At 71.5% G+C, this 26,882-nt stretch carries 25 protein-coding genes and 1 riboswitch; of the genes, 16 read left to right on the plus strand and 9 right to left on the minus strand.

Annotation, left to right across the window (positions count from 1 at the left end; genetic code table 11):
• The coding region (locus ACFWI9_RS02710) for a beta-propeller fold lactonase family protein (RefSeq protein WP_387158571.1) at positions 1 to 1,026 on the minus strand (1,026 nt) is incomplete at its 3' end.
• Between the two features lie 177 nt (positions 1,027 to 1,203).
• A complete protein-coding gene (locus ACFWI9_RS02715) occupies positions 1,204 to 2,745 on the minus strand; it encodes a beta-propeller fold lactonase family protein (protein WP_387158574.1) in 1,542 nt (513 codons plus the stop codon).
• 413 nt (positions 2,746 to 3,158) lie between these two features.
• Here ACFWI9_RS02715 and ACFWI9_RS02720 point away from each other — a divergent pair, with 413 nt between their 5' ends.
• Entirely contained in the window at positions 3,159 to 4,007 is an 849-nt protein-coding gene (locus ACFWI9_RS02720) for a hypothetical protein (protein ID WP_387158575.1), read from the plus strand.
• Positions 4,008 to 4,109: 102 nt separating this feature from the next.
• Entirely contained in the window at positions 4,110 to 5,120 is a 1,011-nt protein-coding gene (locus ACFWI9_RS02725; RefSeq protein ID WP_387158577.1) for an LLM class F420-dependent oxidoreductase, read from the plus strand.
• Positions 5,121 to 5,149: 29 nt separating this feature from the next.
• On the opposite strand, the gene ACFWI9_RS02730 is transcribed toward ACFWI9_RS02725, so the two are convergent.
• On the minus strand, positions 5,150 to 6,055 hold the full coding sequence (locus ACFWI9_RS02730) for a hypothetical protein (protein ID WP_387158579.1): 906 nt from the start codon (positions 6,053 to 6,055) through the stop codon (positions 5,150 to 5,152).
• Between the two features lie 223 nt (positions 6,056 to 6,278).
• Between ACFWI9_RS02730 and ACFWI9_RS02735 the strand changes: the two genes are divergently transcribed.
• Positions 6,279 to 6,569: a hypothetical protein gene (locus tag ACFWI9_RS02735; protein ID WP_387158580.1), complete on the plus strand. Its 291-nt coding sequence runs from the start codon at positions 6,279 to 6,281 to the stop codon at positions 6,567 to 6,569.
• A 64-nt stretch (positions 6,570 to 6,633) separates the two neighbouring features.
• On the opposite strand, the gene ACFWI9_RS02740 is transcribed toward ACFWI9_RS02735, so the two are convergent.
• From ACFWI9_RS02740 to ACFWI9_RS02750, 3 genes are all read right to left on the minus strand, one after another.
• A complete protein-coding gene (locus ACFWI9_RS02740; RefSeq protein WP_387158582.1) occupies positions 6,634 to 7,716 on the minus strand; it encodes a prenyltransferase in 1,083 nt (360 codons plus the stop codon).
• Positions 7,713 to 8,471: a class I SAM-dependent methyltransferase gene (locus tag ACFWI9_RS02745; protein WP_387158584.1), complete on the minus strand. Its 759-nt coding sequence runs from the start codon at positions 8,469 to 8,471 to the stop codon at positions 7,713 to 7,715. The genes ACFWI9_RS02740 and ACFWI9_RS02745 overlap by 4 nt, the downstream gene beginning before the upstream one ends.
• 100 nt (positions 8,472 to 8,571) lie before the next feature.
• Complete coding sequence (locus tag ACFWI9_RS02750; protein ID WP_387158585.1) at positions 8,572 to 9,960, minus strand: glycosyltransferase family 4 protein; 1,389 nt, start codon at positions 9,958 to 9,960, stop codon at positions 8,572 to 8,574.
• A 247-nt stretch (positions 9,961 to 10,207) separates the two neighbouring features.
• On the opposite strand from ACFWI9_RS02750, the gene ACFWI9_RS02755 reads away from it, so the two are divergent.
• Positions 10,208 to 10,840, plus strand: coding sequence for a TetR family transcriptional regulator (locus tag ACFWI9_RS02755; RefSeq protein WP_387158586.1), 633 nt, complete (start codon positions 10,208 to 10,210; stop codon positions 10,838 to 10,840).
• A gap of 162 nt (positions 10,841 to 11,002) precedes the next feature.
• On the plus strand, positions 11,003 to 11,368 hold the full coding sequence (locus tag ACFWI9_RS02760; protein ID WP_387158587.1) for a hypothetical protein: 366 nt from the start codon (positions 11,003 to 11,005) through the stop codon (positions 11,366 to 11,368).
• 14 nt (positions 11,369 to 11,382) lie between these two features.
• Here ACFWI9_RS02760 and ACFWI9_RS02765 read toward each other — a convergent pair whose 3' ends face one another.
• Together ACFWI9_RS02765 and ACFWI9_RS02770 are read right to left on the minus strand one after the other, a co-directional pair.
• On the minus strand, positions 11,383 to 11,616 hold the full coding sequence (locus ACFWI9_RS02765) for a ferredoxin (protein WP_387158589.1): 234 nt from the start codon (positions 11,614 to 11,616) through the stop codon (positions 11,383 to 11,385).
• The gene (locus tag ACFWI9_RS02770; RefSeq protein WP_387158590.1) at positions 11,616 to 13,079 is read right to left on the minus strand and encodes an aldehyde dehydrogenase; all 1,464 of its coding nucleotides are present in this window, start codon (positions 13,077 to 13,079) and stop codon (positions 11,616 to 11,618) included. Before ACFWI9_RS02770 ends, ACFWI9_RS02765 begins: the two co-directional genes overlap by 1 nt.
• Before the next feature lie 101 nt (positions 13,080 to 13,180).
• Here ACFWI9_RS02770 and ACFWI9_RS02775 point away from each other — a divergent pair, with 101 nt between their 5' ends.
• The 9 genes from ACFWI9_RS02775 (at position 13,181) to ACFWI9_RS02815 (ending at position 22,743) form a co-directional block, all read left to right on the plus strand.
• Positions 13,181 to 13,831: an HAD family hydrolase gene (locus tag ACFWI9_RS02775; protein WP_387158591.1), complete on the plus strand. Its 651-nt coding sequence runs from the start codon at positions 13,181 to 13,183 to the stop codon at positions 13,829 to 13,831.
• 59 nt (positions 13,832 to 13,890) lie between these two features.
• The gene (locus tag ACFWI9_RS02780) at positions 13,891 to 14,928 is read left to right on the plus strand and encodes an MBL fold metallo-hydrolase (RefSeq protein ID WP_387158593.1); all 1,038 of its coding nucleotides are present in this window, start codon (positions 13,891 to 13,893) and stop codon (positions 14,926 to 14,928) included.
• A 57-nt stretch (positions 14,929 to 14,985) separates the two neighbouring features.
• Positions 14,986 to 15,783: a hypothetical protein gene (locus ACFWI9_RS02785; protein ID WP_387158595.1), complete on the plus strand. Its 798-nt coding sequence runs from the start codon at positions 14,986 to 14,988 to the stop codon at positions 15,781 to 15,783.
• 100 nt (positions 15,784 to 15,883) lie between these two features.
• Positions 15,884 to 15,953: riboswitch (cobalamin riboswitch) on the plus strand.
• 136 nt (positions 15,954 to 16,089) lie between these two features.
• Complete coding sequence (locus ACFWI9_RS02790) at positions 16,090 to 17,346, plus strand: prenyltransferase/squalene oxidase repeat-containing protein (RefSeq protein ID WP_387158596.1); 1,257 nt, start codon at positions 16,090 to 16,092, stop codon at positions 17,344 to 17,346.
• 77 nt (positions 17,347 to 17,423) lie between these two features.
• On the plus strand, positions 17,424 to 18,074 hold the full coding sequence (locus tag ACFWI9_RS02795) for an SCO2322 family protein (RefSeq protein ID WP_387158706.1): 651 nt from the start codon (positions 17,424 to 17,426) through the stop codon (positions 18,072 to 18,074).
• Positions 18,071 to 19,417, plus strand: coding sequence for an energy-coupling factor transporter transmembrane component T (locus tag ACFWI9_RS02800; RefSeq protein ID WP_387158598.1), 1,347 nt, complete (start codon positions 18,071 to 18,073; stop codon positions 19,415 to 19,417). Before ACFWI9_RS02795 ends, ACFWI9_RS02800 begins: the two co-directional genes overlap by 4 nt.
• Positions 19,414 to 21,168 carry an ABC transporter ATP-binding protein gene (locus ACFWI9_RS02805; RefSeq protein WP_387158599.1) on the plus strand — a complete coding sequence of 585 codons (1,755 nt, stop codon included), beginning with the start codon at positions 19,414 to 19,416 and terminating at the stop codon, positions 21,166 to 21,168. The genes ACFWI9_RS02800 and ACFWI9_RS02805 overlap by 4 nt, the downstream gene beginning before the upstream one ends.
• Complete coding sequence (locus ACFWI9_RS02810; RefSeq protein WP_387158601.1) at positions 21,165 to 22,028, plus strand: ECF transporter S component; 864 nt, start codon at positions 21,165 to 21,167, stop codon at positions 22,026 to 22,028. Before ACFWI9_RS02805 ends, ACFWI9_RS02810 begins: the two co-directional genes overlap by 4 nt.
• Positions 22,029 to 22,335: 307 nt before the next feature.
• On the plus strand, positions 22,336 to 22,743 hold the full coding sequence (locus ACFWI9_RS02815; protein ID WP_387158602.1) for a transglycosylase SLT domain-containing protein: 408 nt from the start codon (positions 22,336 to 22,338) through the stop codon (positions 22,741 to 22,743).
• A gap of 147 nt (positions 22,744 to 22,890) precedes the next feature.
• Here the strand turns inward: ACFWI9_RS02815 and ACFWI9_RS02820 are convergent, their stop codons facing one another.
• Entirely contained in the window at positions 22,891 to 24,060 is a 1,170-nt protein-coding gene (locus ACFWI9_RS02820) for a steroid 3-ketoacyl-CoA thiolase (RefSeq protein ID WP_387158603.1), read from the minus strand.
• Positions 24,061 to 24,371: 311 nt separating this feature from the next.
• Between ACFWI9_RS02820 and ACFWI9_RS02825 the strand changes: the two genes are divergently transcribed.
• Positions 24,372 to 25,622, plus strand: a complete 1,251-nt coding sequence (locus ACFWI9_RS02825; RefSeq protein ID WP_387158605.1) for a cytochrome P450 — start codon at positions 24,372 to 24,374, stop codon at positions 25,620 to 25,622.
• A gap of 147 nt (positions 25,623 to 25,769) precedes the next feature.
• On the plus strand, positions 25,770 to 26,615 hold the full coding sequence (locus tag ACFWI9_RS02830) for a GNAT family N-acetyltransferase (protein ID WP_387158607.1): 846 nt from the start codon (positions 25,770 to 25,772) through the stop codon (positions 26,613 to 26,615).
• The last annotated feature ends 267 nt before the right edge of the window (positions 26,616 to 26,882 follow it).

Raw genomic sequence — 26,882 nt, forward strand, 5'->3', positions numbered from 1 at the left:
GTCCACCACCGTGTTCGTCGCCGCGTCGATCACCGACACGTTGTCACTGTCGCGGTTGGTGACGTAGACACGGGTGCCGTCCGGCGACACCGCGGCGCCGAAGGGCACGTCACCCGCGGGGATCGTGGCGACCACCGTGTTCGTGGCCGTGTCGATCACCGACACGTCGTCGCTGTCGCGGTTGGTGACATAGACACGGCTGCCGTCCGGCGACACCGCCACTCCATAGGGGAAGTCACCGACGGGAATAGTGGCGACCACGGTGTTCGTCGCGGTGTCGATCACCGACACGTCGTCCGAGTTGCCGCCCGCGACATAGACACTGGTGCCGTCCGGGGTGATGGCCTCACCGACGGGGAAGTCGACGACACCGATGGTGGCCACGACCGAGTTGGTGCTCGTGTCGATCACCGAGACGGTGTCGGAGATCGAGTTGCTCGCGTAGGCGCGGCTGCCGTCCGGGGAGACGACCACGTCCTGGGGGCCGGTCCCGACCCCGACGGTGGCGACGACCGTGTTCGTCGCGGTGTCGATCACCGAGACACTGCTGGAGTTGGCGTTGGTCACGTAGACGCGGCTGCCGTCCGGGGAGACGGCCGCACCGAACGGGGTGACGCCCACGGGGATGGTGGCGACGACGCTGTCCGTAGCCGTGTCGATCACGGACACGTCGTTGCCGATGGCGTTGGTGACATAGACGCGGCTGGCATCCGGAGTCACAGCCACACCGTGCGGTCCGTCGCCGACCGGGATCGCGGTGGTCACGGTGTTCGCGGCCGTGTCGACCACCGACACGTCGTCCGAGCCGAAGTTGGGGACGTATGCGTAGGTCCCGGGCGGCACGGCGTGGGCGGGCTGCGGGGCCAGTACGGGCAGAGCGAGCCCGGCCACCAGCACGAGACCGGCCACCAGCGTACGCAGCAACCCGTCCGGCCCTCGTCGGCGTACCTCACGATCCGGTGGGGGCGCCAGGGGCAGGCGGTCGCCCTCCCTGCCGGAACACACCTCCACATGACGGACAGTCATGAAATGCCTCCCACTGGTTCGGAAACGCGGTCACCGCGTCGGCATCACCGAATACCGACGGAACGGTACAGAGCATGACAGTTCATGCCATTCCATCACCCTTACCGACACACAGGCTGCCGCCCCCACCGGACTTCCGGATGGGGGCGGCGCGGAGCAGCCGTCGGTGTGCTGCGACTACCGCTGGCGAGGTCCGGGGCGGTCCCGCCCGTAGTCCGGGCGGTCATGGTGCGGCGGCTTCGGCTTCGGCTTCGGGGCGGGCTTCGGGGCGGGCTTCGGGGCGGGCTTGGGAGTCGCCGGCTGGACGGTGAAGGTCGCCGTGGCCGCGGCCGGGTCCGCGGCGCCGCCACCGGAGACCGCGGACGTGTTGGTCACCTGCCTGGGCGCCGTCCCGGCGATGTCCACGGTGAGGCTGATCGGCGGGTAACTCCCGCCCGCGTCAAGGACATCGCTCCGGGTGCAGGTGAGCGTGTCGACGACACAGGTCCAGCCCGTACCGGACAGGATCACCGCCGTCAGCCCGGCCGGAAGCGTGTCGGTGACCGTGACGGTCGACCCGTCGGTGGCCCCGTCACCGCTGTTGGTGGCGGTGACGGTGTACGAAGCCCGACCACCCGTGACGAAGGTCCCCCCGGCCGTCGCCTTCCGCAGCGTCCACGCGGAGGCCGTCTGAGCGGTTACCACCGCGATCGCCACCCCGTGCGGGCCGTCGCCGACGGCGGCCGTGTCGATCACCGTGTTCGTCGCCGTGTCGATCACCGACACATTGTCCGTGCCCTCGTTGGTGACATAGACCCGGGTGCCGTCCGGCGAGACCGCCACGTCCTGCGGAGCAGAACCGACGGGGACGGTGGCCACCACCGTGTCGGTGGACGTGTCGATCACCGACACGTTGTCGTCGCCGTTGTTGGCGACATAGACACGAGTGCCGTCCGGCGACACCGTCACTCCGAGCGGTGCGTCGCCGACGCCGATCGTCGCCACCACCGTGTCGGTGGACGTGTCGATCACCGACACGTTGTCGTCGAAGTTGTTGGTGACATAGACCCGGGTGCCGTCCGGCGAGACCGCCACTCCGAGAGGGAGGGAACCGACATTGACGAAGACGACGACCGCGTTCGTCGCCGTGTCGATCACCGCCACACTGGAGAAGGCAGCGATGGTGACGTAGAGGCGGGTGCCATCCGGTGACACCGCCACGGCGAGCGGCGCATTGCCGACGCCGATCGTCGCCACCACCGTGTTCGTCGCCGTGTCGATCACCGAGACATCTCCGCTGACGGTGTTGGCGACATAGACACGGGTGCCGTCCGGCGACACCGCCACCCCGTTCGGCGCGCTGCCGACAGTGACGGTGGCCACCACCGCGTCGGTGGCCGTGTCGATCACCGACACGTCGTTGCTGGTGGCGTTGGTGACATAGACCCGGGTCCCGTCAGGCGACACCGCCACGCCTTCCGGAGCGGAACCGACGGAGATCGTCGCCGCAACCGTGTTCGTCGCCGTGTCCAGCGCGGACACGGTGCCGTTGTTGGAGTTGGCGACATAGGCGTAGGTGCCCGATGGCACGGCGCGGGCGGAATGCGGGGCGAGCACGGGCAGCGCGAGACCGGCCACCAGGACCAGTCCGGCGACCAGAGCTCGCAGCAGCCCGCCCCACCAGAGGCGATGGGTCCCGTGATCGGCTGGTGGCGGCACGTCAGAGTGATGGTCGGTCATGAACGAGCTCCTGGGGAGTGGCGCTGCGAGCGGGCGGACTCTTGCGGGGCCCCGGCTGGTGCCCGTTGGGAGGGTGCTCGCCGACTTGGCGGAGGGCCGCGAGATGCCTCCCAAGCAGTCACAGCTTCCCTGCCATATTTAGATAAATTGTGACACTTAGTCATAATTTGCATAGTTATCGACACGCGTTGTGCCATATCGAGGAGTGAAGCCTCCGTGAATCCCCCATGAAAGTCGCTTCATGAGAGGGCGACTTGATCAACGATCAGTCATTTGATCGGAATAAACGGGTCTGATGTCCCCGCAGCCGGTTATAGGTTGGACCCTATGATGAGGTACCGCACCTCTGTTACCAGCTCATCAGCCCTCAGCTCTGACGCGACAGACGCGATAACCGACGAAGGACCTTAGACGTGAACATCCGCTCCCTCAGTCGAGGCGATGGCGTGGTGATCGGAGCAGCGGTGCTGCTGTTCATCGCCTCGTTTCTGAACACCTCCGAATGCTCCGGCACAGCGTGCGACGTCGTGCCCAATGCGTGGGGTGCGGCCTACTTCCTGGGCTGGGGCGCCTTTTTCCTCGGCATCGCCGGGGCCGCGCTGATCGTCGTCTCGCGCCTGCTGCCGCAGTCGCAGCCACGCAAGGTCGCCGGCCTCGACCTGGCCCAGGCCGGCACCGTGCTCACGATCGCCACGGCCTGGCAGCTCCTTATGTGGATGTTCGAAGTCCCTTCGGCGGGTGGCGCGCTCATCCTCGGCCTGATCGCCTCGCTGGTCCTCGCCGGCGCCGCCGTCGCGAGCCCTCTGGTCCCCGCGCTCAAGCTCCCGCTGCTGCCTGCCCCGCGCCCGGCGGCCCCCCAGCCGTACGGCGCGCAGCCGCAGGCGGGCTACGGATACCCGGGCGGCCCGGGTGGGCTGGGTGGACCGGGCGCTCCGATCGGCTCCGACCAGGGCGGTGGCTACGGCTACCCCGGTGCACAGGCCCAGCAGTCACCGCAGCACCAGCAGATGTACGGGGGCGCGCAGCCGCAGCCCCAGCAGGACGCCGCCCCGGCGCCGGCCGGTGACTTCGCCCCGTTCTGGTTCGCGGTGCCCGTGGCCCGTCCGCTGTACGCGGAGGACGGTTCCCCGGTCCCGATCGCCGAGCTGGCGCCGGGTACCTGGTACCTCGCGGTCGAGCAGCGCGGGCAGGCGCTGGTGGCTCAGACGCAGGACGGCCGCCGCGGCGTCCTCCAGGACACCACCGGTATCCAGCGCGGCTGACGGCCCTTCCCTTTTCGCGACGACCCCTCGCCCTTCCGGGCGGGGGGCCGTTGCCATACCCTGACGCCCCATCAGGGACGGACTCGGGGAAGGGGATGAGAGATGAGGCTCGGACTCGCACTCGGCTACTGGGGCCGTGGCCCGAACCCCGCCCATCTGGAACTCGCCCGCGAAGCGGAACGCCTCGGCTATCACTCGGTGTGGACCGCCGAAGCCTGGGGGTCCGACGCGTTCACCCCGCTGACCTGGATCGCCGCGCACACCAGCCGTATCCGCCTGGGCACGGCGGTCGCCCAGATGGCGGCCCGCACCCCCACCGCCACCGCCATGCACGCCCTGACCCTCGATCACCTCTCCGGCGGCCGGATGCTGCTGGGCCTCGGCCTGTCGGGTCCACAGGTGGTGGAGGGCTGGTACGGCCGCCCCTTCCCGAAGAGTCCCCTGACCGCCACGCGCGAGTACGTGGACATCATCCGCCAGGTACTGCGCCGCGAGGGCCCTGTCGCGCTCGACGGGCGCTTCCAGGCCCTCCCGTACGCCGGCGACGACGGCACCGGCCTCGGCAAAGCCCTCAAGCCGATCACCCATCCCCTGCGGGCGGACCTCCCCGTCCTACTGGGAGCCGAGGGCCCGAAGAACATCGCCCAGACGACCCGGATCGCCGACGGCTGGCTCCCGCTGTACTGGTCACCGACCCGGACGGACGTCTACCAGGCGTCCCTTGACGAGGCCCCACCCGGCTTCGTGATCGCCCCGATGGCCCGGGTGACGGTCTGCGACGACGTGGCGGAGGGACTGCTGCCGGTCAAGGCGATGCTCGGCTTCTACATCGGCGGCATGGGGCACGCGGCCCGCAACTTCCACGCCGACCTGATGGCGCGGATGGGCTACGAGGCCGAAGCCCGGCATATCCAGCGCCTGTTCGCAGAAGGACGCCGCGAGGAGGCGGTACTGGCCGTCCCGGACGCCTTCGCGGACGAGATCTCGCTCGTCGGCCCGCGTGAACGCATCGCGGAACGGCTGGAACTGTGGCGCAAGGGCCCGGTGACCGACCTGCTGCTGATGTCGCCTGACCTGCGGACGCTGCGGGTGCTGGCGGAGTTGAACGGCTGACCGTACGCCATGACAGCCAGCCGGGGGTGTCACGGGTCCACGATGGGCAGCACCCGGTCGGGGCGCCCGGCCTCGGCCGCCTCGGCGTCCGCGTACACGTGCAGGGCGTCGCCGTGGCGGCGTACGCGCGGATCGGTCCACAGCTCCGTGGCCTCGGGTTCGAGCAGTTGGGTCTCCGCGCGCTCGGCGTCGTGGACGATCAGGGAGATGATGGTGCAGCACAGGGTGCTCATGGTGTGGGTCTGCGCCGGGTGGTCTTCCGGGCCCTCTGCCTGGATGACGTAGTGGCGGTCGTCCAGCCAGTAGCCTCCCCATTCCAGGGAAGGCCCGTGCGCGGCCGGTACGCCGTTCACCCAGAGGCTCAGTCTGCCGCCGATCTCGTTGTTCCGCATGACGACGGCGCGGTGGCGGTCGTCGGATGTGAAGTCGATGAAGAGCTCGAACGCCCGGAAGTCGACGAAGCCGTCGCAGGCACCCGGGACAGGGCCCGTGCGGTTCCGAAGGCGCCGGACGGAGAGGTCGGGGTCGAGGGCGCAAGTTTCCGGGGCGCGGCAGGAGCGGTCGGTGCGGCGGGTGCAGCCGAGGGACAGGGCCGCGCAGTCTCGCGGGGCGGCCTGGGCCAGCAGGGCGGCGAAGCGGTCCTGGTAAGTACGGTCACCGAGGAGACGGCGCAGGTCGCTCTCGTACCACCACCAGACCATCAGATCGGTACCCAGCGGTGAACGGCTCAGCCACGGCTGCCACTCCCCGATCCACTCCCGCGAGAGCTCCCCCAGCGAGTGGGTGAACTTCCGCCTGGCGGCGGCCTCGGCGCGGCGGAGGCGTTCGGCTTCGCCGGGGGCCTGGGCGATGTGCTCGTCGTCGGCCCGCTCCACGGCTTCGGCCTGCTCCACGGCTTCCCGCGCCGCGGCCCGCACCGCCTCGCGTGCCGTCATCTCAGCTTTCGCTGCCTCCGCCTCCGCGCGGCTCGTCTTCCTGCCCCTGCCCCAGCGCCAATTCACCACTGCCCCACCCCATCGGCTTCCGGACTCCCTCGATGGTAGGAGGGCACACCGCCCACTACGACGCATTTCCCAGCCGCCGCTGAGCTGCCACACCGGCCGGGGCGGACCAAGGACGGTTCGGTTTGGTTCAAAGAGGAACGGCAACCCGGAGTCCATGTCCCCACGACAGAGCAGTGGCACTCACCAGGCGGCGAGGATCATCGCCATCGTCGCCGATGTCATGGCCGCCATCATCGGCCTGTGGATCCTGATGTACCTGCTGGACGCCAACCGGACCAACGACCTGGTGGAGTTCCTCCAGGAAACGGCCCGGTGGCTGGCCGGCTGGTCGTACGACCTCTTCACCTTCGACGCCGACTGGGCACGGGTGGTGGCGGGCTACGGACTCGCCGCGCTGGTGTACCTCTTCATCGGGCACGCCGTGGCGGGACGGCTGCGCCGCTGACGGCATGCCGCCGCGCGCCAGGTGTATTGATCACGAGCGTTGACAACGCTCGTGATCAATACCCCTAGGCCTGGCAGCACTCCTGGTCGAGCCCGCGCGGCAGCCGGTCCCCGCCGAACACCGCGGTGGTCGCCTCGTCTCCCCCCAGGGCGGCCACCGCGAGCAGCAGTGAGCCGGCCGTCCAGGCGGTGAGCTCCTCGGGCCACACGGCCTTGTCCTCGAAGACGTATCCCGTCCAGTACATACCGCCGTCGGCGCGCAGGTGCTGGATGGACTGGAGGATCTCGAGCGCCCGGTCGGACTCGCCCATCGCCCAGAGTGCGAGGGCCAGTTCGCAGCTCTCGCCGCCCGTCACCCAGGGATTGGGCAGGACGCAGCGGACCCCGAGACCGGGGACCACGAACTCGTCCCAGCGTTCCTCGACACGCTCCTTGGCCTGGGCTCCGGTCACCGCGCCACCGAGCACCGGGTAGTACCAGTCCATCGAGTAGTGGGACTTGTCCAGGAACCGCTCGGGGTGGCTGCGGATCGCGTGCCCCAGCGCGCCGGTCGCCAACTCCCAGTCCGGCTGCGCCTCTTCGCGCTCCTCGGCGATGGCGAGGGCGCAGCGCAGCGCGTGGTAGACGGAGGAGTTGCCGGTCAGCAGCGCGTCGGGGACGGCGGTGTCGCCGTCTTCGACGGGCTCGCGCTTCCAGCCGATCTGCCCGCCGGGCTGCTGGAGCCGCAGCACGAACTCGATGGCGGCGTAGACGCTCGGCCACATGCGGTCGAGGAACGCGTCGTCGCCGGTGGCCAGGTAGTGGTGCCAGACACCGACGGCGATGTACGCGCAGAAGTTGCTCTCGCGGCTGCGGTCGGTGGGCTGGTCGGCGTCGCCGTCGTGGTACGCCGCGTACCAGGAGCCGTCGGGCAGTTGGTGCCGGGCCAGCCACTCGTAGGCGCGGGCGGCGGCTTCGTGTTCACCGGCCGCGTCCAGCGCCATCGCCGCCTCGGTGTGGTCCCAGGGGTCCAGGTGGTGTCCCCGGAACCACGGGATCGCCCCGTCCTCACGTTGGACCGCGCGGATGCCGGCGACGGTCTCGGCGGCCTCGGCGGCCGTGAGGACGCCGGGCAGGACGAGGTGTTCGGTCCTTCCCGGCGAGGTCACTGGGCGGCCGCCGCGGAGGTGGGGGCCACCGCGGCGGCGGGGGTGTGCGGCTTGGTCGCGTACACCACGAAGCTCTTGCCGATCAGCGGGTTGAGCGCGTTCTCGGCGACCCGCGTGGCCAGCGGCTTCTTCATGATGTCCCAGACCAGCAGCTTGTGGTAGGCGCGGACCGGCAGCGCCTTGTCGTTGTCCACGCCGAAGGCGCACTTCAGCCACCAGTAAGGAGAGTGCAGCGCGTGCGCGTGGTGGGTGCCGTACGGCTTGAGCCCGGCCTCGCGGATCCTCCCGATCAGCTCTTCCGCCTTGTAGATGCGGATATGGCCGCCCTCGACCTCGTGGTACGCGTCCGAGAGCGCCCAGCAGATCTTCTCGGGGCCGTACCGGGGGACGGTGACGGCGATCCGGCCGCCCGGCCTGAGCACCCGGACCATCTCGGCGAGCACGCCCTTGTCGTCGTGGATGTGCTCCATGACCTCGGAGATGATCACCACGTCGAACGAGGCGTCAGGGAAGGGGAGGTTGAGCGCGTCGCCCTCCATCGCGGTGGCGGTGGCGCCGGTCGGGGCCTCGCCGGCTTCCTTCATCGCCGCGAACCACTTGGCGACCTCGCGGATCTCCTCGCCGTTCTGGTCGAGTGCGACGACCTGCGCGCCGCGCCGGTAGCACTCGAAGGCGTGCCGCCCGGCCCCGCAGCCCAGGTCGAGCACGCGGTCGCCCGGGGCGAGCGGGAAGCGGGAGAAGTCGACGGTCAGCACGGAGTCTGCCCTTCCGGATGGATGACGACGCCCCGGCGTGGGGCGTGGCTTGCTGTGACGCGGTTCGCTGTAGCGGTGTCGCGTGGGAGGCCCGAGAGGGTCACCGAGCGCTCCCGGTGGCCGCGACGGGGGCGGCGTTCGCCTGCCGTCCCTGCTGAGCCTGTTGTGCCTCGATGGCCTCGCGGTACAGCTCCGCCGTGCCCTCCGCGGCGCGCGCCCAGGTGAAGCGGGCCAGCACTCGTTCGCGTCCGGCGGCTCCGATCCGGCGGCGCAGCTCCGCGTCACCGAGGAGCCTGCCGAGTGCGGTGGCGAGCGCGTCCGCGTCACCGGGCGGCACCGCCAGGCAGCTCTCGCCGTCCGGGCCCGCGACCTCCGGGATCGCCCCGCCCGTCGTGGCGACGAGCGGGGTGCCGGTGGCCATGGCCTCGGCGGCGGGCAGCGAGAAGCCCTCGTACAGCGACGGCACACAGGCGACCTGCGCCCCGCGCACCAGGTCCACGAGCTCCTCGTCCGAGATGCCCTTGACGAAGCGGACCGCGTCCCCCAGTCCGTGCCGCTCGATCATCCGGGCCACCGGGCCGTCCTCGGCGCGCTTGCCGACGACGACCAGATGCGCGTCCGGCTGCTCGGCGCGCAGCTTGGCGAGGGCCTCGACCAGGAAGACGAGCCCCTTGAGGGGTACGTCGGCGCTGGAGGTGGTGACGATCCGCCCGGGGACCTCGGCGACCGCGGGGTCGGGCGAGAACAGGTCCGTGTCGGCGCCCACATGCACGACCCGCAGCCGCTCCGGGCGCACTCCGAGGTGGTCGATGATCTCCTGCCGGGAGCTGCCGGACACGGTGAGCACGGAGGGCAGTTTGCGGGCGACCCGCTTCTGCATCCGCGTGAAGCCGTACCAGCGGCGGACGGAGGCACGGCGCCGCCAGGTGGGCGCCGCGTCGAGTTCGAGCTGCCGGTCGACGGTGATCGGGTGGTGGATCGTGGTGACGAGGGGTGCGCCGAGGTCGCCGAGCAGCCCGTAGCCGAGGGTCTGGTTGTCGTGGACGACGTCGAAGTCCCCTCGGCGGGCGGCGAGCAGGCGCCGTGCGCGCAGCGAGAAGGTCAGCGGCTCAGGGAAGCCGCCGGTCCACATGGTGGCCACTTCGAGGTGGTCGATCCAGTCCCGGTACTCCCCGCGGCCCGGCGTGCGGAACGGGTCGGGCTGGCGGTACAGATCGAGGCTGGGCAGCTCGGTGAGGAGCACGCCTTCGTCTTCGTCGACCACGGGGTAGGGCTGCGCGCCGATCACTTCCACGGAGTGCCCGAGGCGGGTGAGCTCGCGGGAGAGGTGGCGTACGTACACACCCTGGCCGCCGCAGAACGGGTTGCCCTTGTACGTGAGGAGGGCGATGCGCAGCGGGCGGTCGCCGGAACTCCCGGCATCGGGACCGGCGCCGGTGGCACCGGCAGCGCCTGGACGGGGCCCGGCAGCTATGGCCTCAGCGGTCACTCACGGCCCCCTTCTTACTGCCCCTTTGCCGGACTGCGCTTCTGCCGGAGCGTAACCGCTCGCGCTAATCTAGAACAAGTTACAGACTTGATCGTTCTTGATCGTTCAAGGAGCATCGAATCTACCGGCAGGTAGCCCTGCTGTAAGGCCTGGAACAGGTGATTCGCGCCACGGGTGACGGCGCTGGCATGCTCTGGAGCAGGCCGGGCCACCCGGAGCTCACGGGGGACGGGAGATACGCGCACAGATGATCGCGGAAGCCAGGGCAGCAGCAGCGACAGCACCATCGGCCCCGCCCCTGACCGAACGCCAGGAGGCCCGCCGCCGCCGCATCCTGCACGCCAGCGCGCAGCTGGCCAGCCAGGGCGGTTTCGACGCCGTACAGATGCGCGAGGTCGCCGAGGCGGCGGGGGTCGCGCTCGGCACGCTGTACCGCTACTTCCCCTCGAAGGTGCACCTGCTGGTCGCCACCATGCAGGACCAGCTCCAGCACCTGCACACCACGCTGCGCAAACGCCCACCGGTGGGGGCGAGTGCCGCCGAACGAGTGGCGGAGACCCTGATGCGGGCCTTCCGCGCCCTCCAGCGGGAGCCGCACCTCGCGGACGCGATGGTGCGCGCTCTCACGTTCGCCGACCGGAGCGTGAGTCCCGAGGTGGACACGGTGTCGCGGCAGACGACGGCGATCATCCTGGACGCGATGGGGCTCGACGATCCGACGGCGGAACAGCTCTCGGCCGTCCGGGTGATCGAGCACACCTGGCACTCGGCGTTGATCACATGGCTGTCGGGGCGGGCGTCGATCGCCCAGGTCAAGATCGACATCGAGACGGTGTGCCGGCTGATCGACGTGACCTCGGTCCGGCCGGGCCAGGGGTGACACGAGGGACGCGGCCCCGTGCGCCCAAGCCCGTCCGGCGTTCGATGACGGGACTCCGGACACCGCGGCTGGGTGCGCCGCACCGTGAACCCATCCGGCAGGCCGGCTGATGAGTACGCGTGCGGATGGAGGTGCGCCCCCGCGCCCCCGGAGGATGCCCGCATGACGGACACTCCCGCGCACACGGCCCGGCGATCGCGCCGCACGGTCGTCACCCTCCTCGGGGTGACGACCGTCCTGCTACTGCCCGCCCTGATCGCGCTATGGCATGCCGCAGCCGACGCGCTCCAGCACCCGACCGCGAGCCAGGCCGACCGCGAGGCGAAGAAGGCGCTGGCACACACCGCGCTGCAGGGCCTGGGTATGCCCGTGGCCGGCGCCGTGTGCGGCTGGACAAGTGCCGCGATCCTTGATCGCCGCACCGGTGTCTCCATGGCCGCGGGTGCGCTGATCGGCACCGTCGGCCAGTGGATCTTCGGCGTCGTCTGGTTCTACGCGGCCTTCGCCGGGGCGCCGATCCACTTCTGAGGGTGCGGCAGGGACTACTCCTCCGGGGGGAACACGGGCTCCCCCGTGTCCGGCAGGGTGATCAGGATCGCCTCCACCGGGCACCCCTCCGCCGCCGCGAGGATCTTCTCGTTCGCGTCCGTGTCCGGCTCCGACGGGTGGGACTGGCGGGCGGAGTCCAGCCGGAAGCCGCCCGGGGCGTGGCTCAGGCACATAGCCGAGCCGATGCACACGCCCCGGTCGACCTCGACGTGCCAGCGGTCGCCCATCACCCCTCGCCCCCGTACGAGGCGGGCAGGTGGATCATCTTGTGCTCCAGGTAGGAGCCGAAGCCCTCAGGGCCGAACTCGCGCCCGAGTCCGGAGTTCTTGTAGCCGCCGAACGGGCCGAGCATGTCCAGGCTGAAGGTGTTGACGTTGTACGTGCCCGTCCTGATCCGGCGTGCGAAGTCGATGCCGTGCTCGACGTCCGCCGTCCACACGCTGCCGCTGAGACCGTAGTCGGAGTCGTTGGCGATGGCGGCGGCCTCGGCCTCGTCCCCGTACGGCAGCAGGCAGATCACCGGGCCGAAGATCTCCTCGCGGGCGATCCGCATGGAGTTGTCGACGCCGCCGAAGAGGGTGGGCTCGACGTACCAGCCGCGGTCGAGTCCGGACGGGCGCCCGCCGCCGGTGAGGATCTTGGCGCCCTCCTCCTGGCCGATCCTGATGTAGTCGAGCGAGCGCCGCTGCTGGCGTTCGGCCACCAGCGGGCCGACCTGGGTCGCCGGATCCAGCGGGTCGCCGACCACGAGTGCGCCGGCCGCGGTGGCGAAGGCGTCGGCGATCTCGTCGTAGCGCGTGTGCGGGACGAGGATGCGGGTCTGGGCGACACACGCCTGGCCGTTGTTCATCCAGGCGGCGGGCACGATGCCCTGCACCGCGGTCTCCAGGTCGGCGTCCGGCAGGATGACGGCCGCCGACTTGCCGCCCAACTCCAGGGTGACGCGGCTGAGATTGCGGGCCGCGACCTCCATCACCCGCTTTCCGGCCGCTACCGAGCCGGTGAACGAGACCTTGTCGACACCCGGATGCCCGACGAGGTACTCGCTGACCTCGCGGTCGGCGGGCAGGATCGAGACCACGCCCTCCGGCAGCCCGGCCTCGCGGAGGATGTCGGCGAGGATGTACGCGTCCAGCGGGGACTCCGGGGACGGCTTCAGCACCACGGTGCAGCCGGAGAGCAGCGCCGGCGCCAGCTTGGCGGCGGCCACGAACTGCGGGACGTTCCAGGGCACGATGGCGGCGACGACACCGACCGGCTCACGGCGTACGAGGATCGGTCCGAGCACACCGCCGCGGCGCTCCTCGTAGGTGAAGTCGCGGGCGACGGCGATGGCCGCGTCCCACACCATCATCGCGCCGAGCGCCTGGGCGAGGACGCTCCAGGAGTAAGGGGAGCCGTTCTGCGAGCTGATCGAGCGGGCGATCTCCTCGTGGCGCACGGCGAAGGCGTCCTTGATCCTGCCCACCACCGCGATCCGCTCGTCGAGCGTCGTACGCGGCCAGGGTCCCTCGTCGAAGGCGCGGCGCGCGGCGGCGACGGCCCGGTCCACATCGGCCTCGGAGGCGTGCGGGACGCGTCCGATGACCTGCTCGGTGTGCGGGGAGACCACCTCGATGGAGCCGGTACCGAGTGGATCGACCAACTCCCCGCCGATGAACAGCTTTCCGTGCTCGACCAGCTCGGTCATGACGCCGCCTCCCGCGTTGCCGCTGTGCACCTTTGACGCTGTTTCAGAAACTGATACCAGTTCTAGTTGTAGGAGGCCAGGCTGCCGCCTAACCTCGCGGGATGATCAAGTCGATCGAACTGGTGATATTCGACTGCGACGGTGTGCTGGTCGACAGCGAACGCATCGCCGCCCGCGTACAGGTCGCCCTGGGAGCCGAGTTGGGCTGGCCGCTCAGCGAGGACGAGGTGGTGCGGCGGTTCATCGGACGCTCGCACGCCGCCATCCGGGAGCAGATCGCCGAACGGCTCGGCGAGGAGACGGCGTCGGTCTGGCACAAGCGGTTCGAGCTAACGCACGCCGAGGAGGTCGACGCCGGGCTGCTGCCCGTCGACGGACTGCCCGAGGCACTGGACGCGATCGGCCTGCCGACCTGTGTCGCCTCCAGCGGCTCGCACGAGAAGATGCGCCACACTCTCGGCCGCACCGGTCTTTACGAGCGTTTCGCGGGCCGCATCTTCAGCGCCACCGAGGTCGCGCGCGGGAAGCCGGCACCGGACCTGTTCCTGTACGCGGCGGAGCGGATGGGAGTGGACCCGGCGGCGTGCGCGGTGGTCGAGGACAGCCGGCCGGGCGTGGAGGCCGCCCGCGCGGCGGGGATGCGGGCGTTCGGGTATGCCGGCGGACTGACACCGGCGGACCGGCTCGCGGGCGCGGACACGGTCGTGTTCCACGACATGCGCGCGCTGCCCGGTCTCATCCACGGGATCTGATAGCTCGTCAGTTTTCGGTACAGTGACTCGACGGGCCGTACGGGAGGGGGCGAAGTCACATGCCGCAGGTGACGGAACACGGCGGAGGGGTCTGGTCCCTCCGGGTCCCCATCCCGGACAACCCGCTCGGCCACACCCTGGTCCATGTCGTCGACACCGACCGCGGGCCCGTCCTCGTCGACACCGGCTGGGACGACCCCAACTCCTGGACAGCGCTCACGGACGGCCTGGCCGTGCTGGGGACGTCCGTCGGCGACATCCACGGCGTCGTCATCACCCACCACCACCCCGACCACCACGGCCTGTCGGGCCAGGTGCGGGAGGCGTCCGGCGCCTGGATCGCGATGCACGAGGCCGACACCGCCGTCGTACGCCGCACCCGTGACGCCGACCCCGGCGTGTGGCTGGACTACATGACCGCGAAGCTCACCGGGGCCGGGGCCCCCGAGTCGCATCTGGCGCCGCTGCGGGCCGCCCGCGCCGGGGGCCGGATGCGGACCCTGCCCGGGCTCAGGGCCGCCCTGCCCGACCGCGAGATCGTCCCCGGCGAGCTGATCGACCTCGCCGGTCGGCGGCTGCGGGCGATCTGGACACCCGGCCACACCCCCGGCCATGTCTGCCTCCATCTTGAAGAGGAGCACCCCGCCGGTCTCCCCGGCCACGGCCGGCTCTTCTCCGGCGACCATCTGCTGCCCGGGATCTCCCCGCACATCGGCCTGTACGAGGACCCGGACGACGCCACCGTGACCGATCCGCTCGGCGACTACCTGGACTCCCTGGAACGCGTCGGCCGCCTCGGTGTCGCCGAGGTCCTCCCGGCACACCAGCACGCCTTCACAGACGCCCCGGCGCGGGTGCGGGAGCTGCTCGACCACCACGAGGCCCGGCTCACCGGGCTGCTCGCCCTGCTGGCCACACCGCTCACGCCCTGGCAGCTCGCCGAGCGGATGGAGTGGAACCGCCCCTGGGACCTGATCCCCTACGGTTCGCGCAACATCGCCGTGTCGGAGGCCGAATCGCATCTGCGGCGCCTGGTGAAGCTGGGGCGGGCGGAGGCGGTGGCGAGGAGCGAGCCGGTGGCGTACGTGGCGGTGTGAGCGCCGCGGTGAACGGTGCCGGGTCCCGTGTCAGAGGCGCCTGCCACCATACGCTCCATGTCACTCGCCGATCTGACGCTCGACCAATGGCGGTCCTTCGATCTGCCGACCGCGCGCCGCGTTGCCCAGGATGCCGCCTCCCTGGTGAACGGCCGGGTGAGCCTTGTCGAGACCACGGAGCACCTCGGCGCACCCCTGCACCGCGTCCGCGTCGAGCGGGACGGGCAGGAATTCGCCCTGATACCCGGCGGCCCCGTGTCCCTGGGTTTCGATCCGGACAGTTGGCAGCCGACCCCGGAGCAGGTCGCCGACTACGCCACGAGCCTGGAGCAGGGCTTCGGCTACGGACCGGATCTGCGCAACCACCTCGCTCAGGTGCTCAGCCCCTGCCGCCGTGCCGTGCTGGCCACCGTCCTCATGGCTGTGGAGGACGAGGAGCTGACCGGGCCGCCCGCCGACGTGCCGGTCGCTCTCGCGGCTCGCGGCCTGCGGATGCCGAGTTCCGACGAGTGGGAGCACGCTTGCGGTGCCGGGGCGAGCACCCTGTTCCGCTGGGGAAACGAGTGCCCACTCGACCGCATCCCCTACGGGGACCGCACCGGCCCGCATCACCGGCTGAACGCCTTCGGGTTGCGCATCGCCTACGACACCTACCGCGCGGAGCTGGCGAGCGACACCACCGCGATCCACGGCGGAGACGGCGGCGAGTCGGTGTGCGGCGGCTACGGCCTCGTGCTGGCATGGCTGCCCCTGGCCACCGCCAACCGCAACCCCGCCATGGCCGAGTTCGTGTACGGCGAGGACGGCGAGGATCTCCACGAGGAGTTCTCCACCCGGCCGGTGCTGGCGCTCTGACTGTGACCCGCGCCCCTGTGACCCACGCCCCTGCGGCCTCCCGGGGGCCGGACGGTTGTGGGCCGGTAGAGTGAGGCCGTTGTCATCACACCCGTACGAGGGGAAGCCGGTGCGAATCCGGCGCTGACCCGCAACCGTCAATCGCTCAGGTAGCGGTGAGCCGGAATGCCTCGTACCGGGACATGACCGGCTCCTGCCGTCGGCCTCGTATCCGTCGGCAGCGGCACCGTCGAGGAATACGGGGCCGGAGCCCGGCGCCGTCGTGCGCCCGTGCCCGGCTCCCCACAGGAGAGGCACCGTCCAGCCATGACCGTCCGCCGCAGCGCAGCCGCGCTCGCCGCCGTTTCCGCCGTGTTCTGCGGCGCCATCGCCGGTGCCCCCGCCGCCGTCGCCGCGCCGTCCCCCTCCCCTTCCCCCGCGCTTCCCGAGGGGCTGTACGGCACGGCGGACCCGACCTACGACGGCGTATGGCGGCAGTCGCTGGCGTTCCTCGCGCAGGACGCGGTGAAGACGGTCCCGTCGGACAAGGCGGTCTCCTGGCTGACCGGTCAGCAGTGCGCGGACGGCGGCTTCGCCTCGTACCGGGCCGACGCCGCCAAGCCCTGCGACGCCAAGACGGTGCTCGACAGCAACGCGACCGCCGCCGCGCTCCAGGCGCTGACGGCGCTCGGCGAGCACGAGCAGCAGGTCGGCAAGGGCGTCGAGTGGCTGAAGTCCGTGCAGAACGAGGACGGCGGCTGGGGCTACAACCCCGGCTTCCCGTCCGACGCCAACTCCACCGCGATCGTGATCGGCGCACTCGCCGCGGCCGACGCCCAGCCGGCCACCATCAAGTCCGCCAAGGGGAAGTCGCCGTACGACGCACTCGTGACGTTCGCGATCCCCTGCACGGACAAGACGAGCGGTGGGGCGTTCGCCTACCAGCCCGACAAGTCCGGCAAGCTCATCGCGAACGGCGACGCGACCGCGGCGGCGGTGCTCGGCGGGCTCGGCCGCGGCATGATCGTCGAAGGGCCCAAGCCGGGCGCCGCCCCGAAGTGCGTCAGCACCGACCCCGCGACGCCCGAGCAGTCCGCCCGCAATGGCGCGGCCTACCTGGCCACGGCCCTGGCCAAGACCGGCCACCTCGACTCCGCGCCGATGCCCGGCGCGGCCGACCCTGCGCCGCAGCCGGACTTCGGCAACACGGCGGACGCGGTCGTGGCACTCTCCGCTGCCGGTCACAAGGACAAGGCCGCCGCCTCCATCACCTGGCTGGAGAAGAACTCGGCCGCCTGGGCCGCCGCGGGCGGCCCGGCCGCCTACGCGCAGCTCGTCCTCGCCGCGCAGGCCTACGGCGCCGACCCTCGCAAGTTCGGCGGCACCGACCTGGTGAAGCTGCTGAACGCGACCGGCCCCGCGCCCGCCGCGACGTCCGCTCCGGCCCCGGCCGCCGACGCGGAGAACGAGAAGGAGGCCGTGGGCGGTGACAACGCCGGTATCTGGTGGATCGTCGGCGCCGGTCTCGCGGCCGGTGTCGGCGCCGGCTTCCTGATCAGCGGTCGCCGGAAGAACAGGCAGTGACCTTGGCGGGGGCGGGCAAGACCCTGCGGGTGCGGCCGGGCAAAGCCGTGCGGGTGCGGTTCGCGGTAGCCGTCGCGCTGGTGTCGGGGGTCCTGCTGACGGCGCTCATCGCCGCGACGGCGCCCGCGCAGGCCGCCGGATACCGGTACTGGTCGTTCTGGGTGTCGTCCGGGCCCGGGTGGGCCTACGCCACCGAGGGCCCGGCCACCGCGCGGCCCGCCGACGGCGAGGTCAACGGTTTCCGCTTCGCGGTCAGCGCGGACTCAGCCGATGCCACGAAGCCCCGTACCGCCCCCGACTTCGCTGAGCTGTGCGCCGCCACGCCCGCGAGACCCGGCACCAAGCGGATCGGCGTCGTCATCGACTTCGGCACCCCGGAGCACGCCCCCGAGGGCGAGACGCCGCCGACCCCCGACCGCCGCACCGCCTGCGCCCAGGTCGACACGTCCGCCACCAGCGCGGAGGCACTCGCCGCCGTGGCCAAGCCGCTGCGCTACGACAGCGCGGCGCTGCTCTGCGGTATATCGGGCTACCCGCGATCGGGCTGCGGTGACCAGGTCTCGGCCGATGACACCGCTCCCGCGGCGTCCCCGAAGCCCGGGACGGCGAATCCCGCCGCCTCGCGGGACGGCGGGGAAGGCCCGTCGGTCGGCCTCAACGGCGGCGCCGCCGCGGTACTCGCGCTCGGCGGAGCGGCGCTCTGGCAGGCACGCCGCCGACGCGGATGAATGTGACGACCCCCGGCACACCGGGCGACGCCCCCCGGGGGGGGGGCGGCCGAGCGCGCGCGGGGGGGGGAGCGGCCCCCCGCGCGGGCGAGCGCCCCGCCCCCCCCCCCCCGCGCTTATATGTCACCCCCCCCGCCACCCGGGGCCCCCCCCCCGCCCCCCCCCGGGGGCCCCCCCGGTTCGGCGTTCCCAGGCCCCGGCAGGTCCGGCTGCCCGGAGGCGGCTGGCGTGCGCCCGAGGCCAACCGGAGCAACGCGCTGCACGCCGGGGCCTGGTGGCTGTGGGCGCTGGGGCTCGCCACCGCCGCGTCCCGCACCACCAACCCGCTGCTGCTCGGTCTGCTGGTCGGCGTCGCCGGATATGTGGTGGCCGCGCGGCGGACCGACGCGCCCTGGGCACGCTCCTACGGCGCCTTCGTCAAGCTCGGGCTGTTCGTCATCGCCATCCGGCTGGTCTTCTCCGCCCTCCTCGGCTCGCCGATCCCCGGGGCGCATGTCCTGGTGACCCTGCCCGAAGTGCCGCTGCCCGACTGGGCGCGGGGCTTCCGGCTCGGGGGGCGGGTGACGCTGGAGCAGCTCGTGTTCTCGTTCTATGAGGGGGCGAAGATGGCCACGCTGCTGATCTGCGTCGGCGCTGCCAACGCGCTCGCCAGCCCGGCCCGGCTCCTGAAGTCGCTGCCCGCGGCACTGTACGAGGCCGGGGTCGCCGTCGTCGTCGCGATGACGTTCGCCCCGAACATGGTCGCGGACGTGGTCCGGCTGCGTACCGCGCGCAGACTGCGGGGCCGCAGCGCCGGGGGCGCCAAGGCGCTGCTCCAGATCGGGCTGCCGGTGCTGGAGGGCGCGCTGGAGCGTTCCGTGGCGGTGGCGGCGTCGATGGACGCGCGTGGCTACGGGCGGCGGGCCGCCGTGCCGCGTGCCGTTCAGCACACCACCACCGTGCTCACGCTGGGCGGACTGCTCGGGGTGTGCGCGGGCTCGTACGGGCTGCTCGCCGCCGAGGGCGCCGGATACGGGCTGCCGGTGCTGCTGGGCGGGATCATCGTCGCCACCGCCGGGTTGCGGCTCGGCGGCAGGCGCCAGGTCCGTACCCGCTACCGCCCCGACCGCTGGGGCGTACGGGCCTGGCTGGTGGCCGGGTCCGGCACGGCGGTCGCGGCGCTGATGATCTGGGCGGGCGCTTACGCGCCGGAGGCACTGCGGCCCGGCGTCGTCCCGCTGACCGCGCCCACCCTGCCACTGCTGCCCGCCACCGGGCTGCTGATCGGGCTGCTGCCCGCCTTCGTCGCTCCCGTGCCTCCGTCCGCCCGCAAGAAGTCCACTCACAAGAAGGGGACGTCGTGATCCGCTTCGAGAACGTCTCCGTCACCTACGCCGACCGCGAGACGCCCACCGTCGACCGCATCGAACTGACCGTCCCGGAAGGCGAACTCGTCCTGCTGGTCGGCCCCTCGGGTGTCGGCAAGTCGACACTGCTCGGGGCGGTCTCCGGGCTGGTGCCGCACTTCTCGGGCGGCACCCTGCGCGGCCGGGTCACCGTCGGCGGCCGGGACACCCGCACCCACCCGCCCCGCGAACTGGCCGATCTCGTCGGCACCGTGGGTCAGGATCCGCTGTCGCACTTCGTCACCGACACGGTCGAGGACGAGCTGGCGTACGGGATGGAGTCGCTGGGTCTGCCCGCCGATGTGATGCGGCGCCGGGTGGAGGAGACCCTCGACCTGCTGGGGCTCGCCGAGCTGCGCGACCGGCCGATCGCCACACTGTCCGGCGGCCAGCAGCAGCGGGTGGCGATCGGGTCCGTACTCACCCCGCATCCCAGGGTGCTGGTGCTCGACGAGCCGACGTCGGCGCTCGACCCGGCGGCTGCCGAAGAAGTGCTGGCCGTGCTCCAGCGGCTGGTGCACGACCTCGGGACGACCGTGCTGATGGCCGAGCACCGGCTGGAGCGGGTGGTGCAGTACGCCGACCGGGTCGTACTGCTGCCCGGGCCCGGTGCGGCCCCGGTCACCGGCTTGCCCGCCGAGGTGATGGCGCACTCGGCCGTGCACCCGCCGGTGGTGGCGCTGGGACGGCTGGCGGGCTGGGAACCCCTTCCTCTTTCCGTACGGGACGCCCGGCGGCGTGCGGGAGAGGCGGGAGGGCTGCGGGAACGGCTGGACGGGAAGGCGCCTGCCCGGGTCGCTCCCAGTCCACCGGCCGAAGCCGAAGCCGGCGCCGAAGCACACGCCGCTGCCGCTGAGTCAGTCGCCGGGCGACCGAAAGCCTCCGGGCTGCGGGGCGTGCTCGCCCGGCTGCGCAACTCCACCTCCACCCCTGCCGAGAAGGATGCCGGAGGCACCTCCGCGTCCCTCGTCACCGCCCGGCGGCTCTCCGTACGCCGTGGCCGGGTCGAGGCACTGCGCGAGGTGCGGTTCGCCGCGGGCCCCGGGGAGACCGTGGCGCTCATGGGCCGCAACGGCGCCGGGAAGTCGACACTGCTCGGCACGTTCGTCGGGATGGTCGAGCCCGCCTCGGGCGAGCTGCTCGTCGGAGGCCGCGTACCGCACCGGACACCCGCCCGTGAGCTGATCCGCGAGGTGGGGCTGGTACCGCAGGAGCCCCGGGACCTGCTGTACGCGGACACCGTGGGCGCCGAGTGCGCGGCGGCCGACGCTGACGCGGGTGCCGAGGCGGGGACCTGCCGGGCGCTCGTCTCCGCGCTGCTGCCCGGCGTACCGGACGACACGCACCCCCGCGATCTGTCCGAGGGCCAGCGCCTGGCGCTCGCCCTCGCGCTGGTCCTCACCGCCCGGCCGCCGCTGATCCTGCTGGACGAGCCGACCCGCGGCCTGGACTACGCGGCGAAGGCCCGTCTGGTGTCCGTGCTGCGCGAGCTGGCCGCCGAAGGCCATGGCATCGTCATGGCGACCCACGATGTGGAGCTCGCGGCGGATCTCGCGGACCGCGTGGTGATCCTCGCGGACGGTGAGGTCGTCGCAGACGGCCCGACCACCGACGTGGTCGTGTCGTCGCCCGCCTTCGCGCCGCAGGTGGCGAAGGTGCTCGCCCCGGAGCCCTGGCTGACCGTGGCCCAGGTGGGGGCCGCCCTGTGACCGCGCCCCGTACTCGGACGTCGAGCCGCCCCGTACCCGCCGTGCGGCTCGGGCCGCGTGCCATCGCCGCGCTCGTGCTGGTGACCGCGGTGGGCGTGGTCGCCTTCGGCTGGCCCCTGCTCGCCGACACCCACTCCGGGCTGGCGGCGCACGACCAGGACGCGCCCTGGCTGTTCACGTTGCTGCTGCCGCTGCTGGTCGGCGTGGTGGTCGCGACCATCTCCGACGGGCCCGGCGGAGGGGTCGACGCGAAGGCCGTGGCGATGCTCGGGGTGCTCGCCGCGGTGGGCGCCGCGCTGCGCCCGCTCGGGGCGGGGACGGCGGGCCTGGAGCCCATGTTCTTCCTGATGGTGCTGGGCGCCAGGGTGCTGGGTCCTGGCTTCGGCTTCGTACTGGGGGCGGTCACGATGTTCGCGTCCGCCCTGCTCACCGGTGGGGTGGGGCCCTGGATGCCGTTCCAGATGCTCGCGATGGGCTGGTTCTCGATCGGCGCGGGGCTACTGCCGGGCGCTGCCCGGCTCCGGGGCCGTGCCGAGCTGCTGATGCTGGCGGGATACGGTTTCGTCGCGTCCTTCGCGTACGGCACGGTCATGAACCTGTACGGCTGGACGATCGTGACGGGTCAGGCCTCGGACATCTCCTTCCACCCCGGCGACCCGGTACACGAGAACCTGGTCCGCTTCCTGGTCTACTGCCTGGCCACCTCGCTCGGCTGGGATCTGGGGCGTGCGGTGCTCACCGCCGTCCTGATGGTGGCGGTCGGCGGGCCGCTCCTCAAGGCGCTCCGGCGGGCGACGCGGCGGGCCGCCTTCGAGGCCCAGGTCACATTCGACGGCCCGGGAAACCCGCCTCAGCGGTGAGGCGGCCCACAGGACCAAAGTCCCGAAACTACCTTCCTTCGTAGGCATCACCTGAGGACGGGTTTTTTGCCGACACGGGTGATGACCTGCGGATAAAACCCATATGTCTACTTAGGGACTTTAGTCCCGCACCTACCCTTCCTACTCGTATGTGGTAGGTGAGCCCGGTCACGGCGCCGCCCTTCGGCCCCCGGCTACAACTGTTCTCGTCGCAAGGCGCCGCAGGGCTTCAAGCCCGGCAGCACACAGGCTCGAACGGGCCGCACTCCCCTTCGCGACCGCCATGCCCCCGACGTTAGGTATCGCCTTGTCTCGCTCGCTGTTCACCCGCTTCGCCGCCCGCAACAAGTCCGTTGTCGCCGGCACCGCCGTGCTCCTCGGTGCGGCCGGTGCGGTGATGGGGACGACGACGACGGCTTCCGCCGCGCCCGCCACCCCGAAGGACGTCGCCAAGCAGATGATGTCCGCCGCCGAGTTCCAGTGCTTCGACAAGATCGTCACGCACGAGTCCAACTGGAACCACACGGCCACCAACGCCTCCTCCGGCGCCTACGGCCTGGTGCAGGCCCTGCCCGGCGCCAAGATGGCCAGCGCCGGCGCCGACTGGAAGACCAACCCCAAGACCCAGATCGAGTGGGGTATGGACTACATGAAGGAGCGCTACGGCAGCGCCTGTGGCGCCTGGGACTTCTGGCAGGCCAACCGCTGGTACTGAGCCACCGGTACTTGGCCGCACGGCCACGGGAGCAGGGCGCGACTGACGTCGCAGGGCCCCGGAGCGACGACCACCGTCGCGCCGGGGCCCTGTTCCCGTTTCGGAGGGCGCCCTCCACCCCCGGGGGCACCGGCGCCCGGACAGGACCTACAGCCGCTGGATGATCGTCCCCGTCGCCAGCGCGCCACCCGCGCACATCGTGATCAGCGCGAACTCCTTCCCCCTGCGCTCCAGCTCATGCAGCGCGGTCGTGATGAGCCGCGCGCCGGTCGCCCCCACCGGGTGCCCCAGCGCGATCGCCCCACCGTTGACGTTGACCTTCTCCAGGTCCTGTTCGAAGACCTGGGCCCAGCTCAGTACGACCGAGGCGAACGCCTCGTTGATCTCCACGAGATCGATGTCGGCGAGCGACATCCCCGCCTTGCCGAGCACGGCGCGGGTCGCGTCGATCGGCCCGTCCAGGTGGTAGTGCGGGTCTGCTCCGACCAGCGCCTGGGCGACGATCCGCGCGCGCGGCTTCAGCTTCAGCGCCCGCGCCATCCGCTTGGACGCCCACATGATCGCGGCGGCTCCGTCCGAGATCTGCGACGAGTTGCCCGCCGTGTGGATCGCGGTGGGCATCACCGGCTTCAACCCGGCCAGCGCCTCCATCGAGGTGTCCCGCAGCCCCTCGTCGCGGTCCACGAGCCGCCACATCCCCTGCCCGGCGGCCTGTTCCTCCTCGGTCGTGGGCACCTGGACCGCGAAGGTCTCGCGCTTGAACCGCTCCTCGGCCCAGGCGACGCCCGCCCGCTCCTGCGACAGCAGGCCCAGCGAGTCGACCCGCTCGCGGGTCAGCCCGCGGTTGCGCCCGATGCGCTCGGCGGCCTCGAACTGGTTGGGCAGGTCCACGTTCCACTCGTCCGGCCAGGGCTTGCCGGGGCCGTGCTTGGAACCGCTGCCCAGCGGTACGCGCGACATGGCCTCGACACCGCAGCTGATGCCGATGTCGATGACACCGGCCGCGATCATGTTCGCGGTCATGTGCGCGGCCTGCTGCGACGAACCGCACTGGCAGTCCACGGTCGTCGCGGCGGTCTCGTACGGCAGCCCCATCGCCAGCCAGGCGTTGCGGGCCGGGTTCATGGACTGCTCGCCGGCGTGGGTCACGGTGCCGCCGACGATCTGCTCGACGCAGTCGGCGTGGATGCCGGTGCGGCCGAGCAGTTCACGGTAGGTCTCCCCCAGCAGATACGCCGGGTGCAGATTGGCGAGCGCGCCGCCGCGCTTGCCTATGGGTGTGCGCACGGCTTCGACGATGACGGGTTCCGCGGCCATGAGCTCGTCCTCTCCTCACGCCCCGGCGGAGGTCGTCCCGGTGCCCCCGCAGGGCGACTGACGCACAGCGAAGAACTAGTACGCGTTCTAGTTCTCCGTTCAGTGTCGTGAGACTTACCCCTGGTACGCAAGGGTCTTGCACGGCCCCACCCGGACTCACTCCAGCCCCGACCCGCACGCGATCCGGCCCCAGTCGGCCCGCGAGCGCAACAGTTCCCCCCGCACGCCTTGCCAGTTGCCGGACCCGTTACTACCTTGCGAGCACTTCTGATGGGTCGTCAGATAACTCGTTCAGACCATGGAGCCGCCCCATGTCCTGTCCAGCGCTGCCCGAAGGGTTCGACGCCACCGACCCCGACCTCCTCCAGAGTCGCATCCCCTTCCCGGAGTTCGCCGCACTGCGGCAGACCGCGCCGGTCTGGTGGTGTCCGCAGCCGCGCGGCATCACCGGCTTCGACGACGAGGGCTACTGGGCCGTCACACGGCATGCGGACGTCAAGTACGTCTCCACGCATCCGGAGTTGTTCGGCTCGACCGAGAACACCGCCATCATCCGCTTCAACGAGCACATCAACCGCGACCAGATAGACGCCCAGCGGCTGATCATGCTCAACATGGACCCGCCCGAGCACACCCGGGTCCGCCAGATCGTCCAACGCGGCTTCACCCCGCGTGCGATACGCGGCCTTGAGAAGGCGCTGCGTGAACGGGCGCGCAGGATCGTGGACGAGGCCAAGCGGGACGCGGGAGCCGACGGCCGCTTCGACTTCGTCAACAGCATCGCGGTCGAACTCCCCCTCCAGGCCATCGCCGAACTCATCGGTGTGCCGCAGGAGGACAGAGCCCGGATCTTCGACTGGTCCAACAAGATGGTGGCGTACGACGATCCCGAGTACGCCATCACCGAGGAGATCGGTGCCGAGGCAGCGATGGAGCTCATCGGCTACTCGATGAACATGGCCGCCGACCGCAAGCAGTGCCCCGCCAAGGACATCGTCACCCAACTCGTGGCGGCGGAGGGCCAAGGCAACCTGTCGTCCGACGAGTTCGGCTTCTTCGTACTGCTGCTCGCCGTCGCGGGCAACGAGACCACGCGCAACGCCATCAGCCACGGCATGCACGCCTTCCTCACCCACCCCGAGCAGTGGGAGCTCTACAAGCGGGAGCGCCCGGTGACCGCCGCCGAGGAGATCGTCCGCTGGGCCAGCCCGATAGTGTCGTTCCAGCGCACGGCCACACAGGACACCGAACTCGGCGGCCAGAAGATCAAGCAGGGCGACCGGGTGGGGCTCTTCTACTCCTCGGCCAACAACGACCCGGAGGTCTTCGAGCACCCCGAGGTCTTCGACATCACCCGCGACCCGAACCCGCACCTCGGTTTCGGCGGTGGCGGCCCGCACTTCTGCCTGGGGAAGTCCCTCGCCATCCACGAGATCGACATGATCTTCAGCGCCATCGCCGACGCCCTGCCCGGACTGCGGCTCGCGGGTGAACCGCGCCGACTGCGCGCGGCCTGGCTGAACGGCATCAAGGAACTCCAGGTCAGCGTGGGCGACTCCTGAGCGCCTGGGCACATACGACCCGCCGCGCCGTGCGGAGCGCGACGCGGCGGGCCACCGTAGGCGAAGTGCGCCGCCGCGCCCGACGGTCGGCCTCGGCGTGGGTAATCCACTGGCTGGGTGCGGCGGTTCGGTGGTTCCATGCCCGTCGTGACTGCCCATGATCATGACGACGACACCTCGCGACCGTCCCCGCTGCTGGACCGGATCGAGCGCTACTACGACGCGGTGCCGCGAACCGGCGCCCGAGCCGAGGACTTCGGTCCGCTGACGCTCTTCGTCAGGGAGGGGCAAGGCTGGCCGTACTACGCACGCCCGGCCCTGGGAAGCGCCGCCGTGCCGAGCGCGGACGATGTGGACCGGGTGCGTACCCGTCAGCGGGAACTGGGGGTGCCGGAGAGCTTCGAGTGGATGGCCGAGACCGCACCCGGGCTGCGGGCCGCGGCCGAGGCGGCGGGGCTCGTGGTCAATGAGCACCCGCTGATGGCCCTCATGGGCGGCACCGTGTCCGCCCCGGCCCCCGACGGTGCCTCCGTACGTGTCGTCGGTCCGGGCGACCCGGTGCTGCCGAGCGCGCTGGCAGTGCCCCGCCTCGCCTTCGCGGAACCGGGCACGGGTGTCGGCAAGGCGGGCGCGGACGAGCTCACCCAGGCGACGCGTGCCGTGGCGGGCGACGGCACGGTGGAGCAGCTCACCGCCCGTATGCGGGCGGGACTGACCGTGGTCGCGGCGGCGGTTGCGGACGGCGAGGCGCTGTGCGCGGGCCGGCACCAGCCCGTCGGGGAGGTCGCCGAGATCGTCGGGGTGGGCACACTGCCGAGCGCCCGCCGGCGTGGACTGGGCGTCGCGGTCACGGCGGCCCTGGTGGCGGACGCACGGGCCCGGGGCGTTTCCACGGTGTTCCTGTCCGCCGCGGACGGCGACGTGGCCCGGATCTACGCCCGGGCGGGCTTCCGGCGGGTCGCCACGGCACTGATCGCGGAGCCGCCCGCGTAACGGAGCCGCCGGCTGATCGCGGAGCCGCCCGCGTAGTCGCCGGAGGCGGGGCCGCACACCCGGACTCCGTCACTCTCCGCTCATCCGCACGCACCAAACCGGTTGATCGACTGGCGCGGCGGGGACGGTGGGCGGATCCTGACTGAACGCGGCGATCCACCCGAGGGGGGGGGGGGGCACCCCCGCCCCGCCCCCCCCGGGGCCGCCACGGCCAAGGACTCCTGGCTGGCCTTCGAGGGCGGCCGGCTCGTCGCCCATGCCCAGGTG

Source organism: Streptomyces sp. NPDC127084, from assembly GCF_042724175.1.
Classification (GTDB): Bacteria; Actinomycetota; Actinomycetes; order Streptomycetales; family Streptomycetaceae; genus Streptomyces.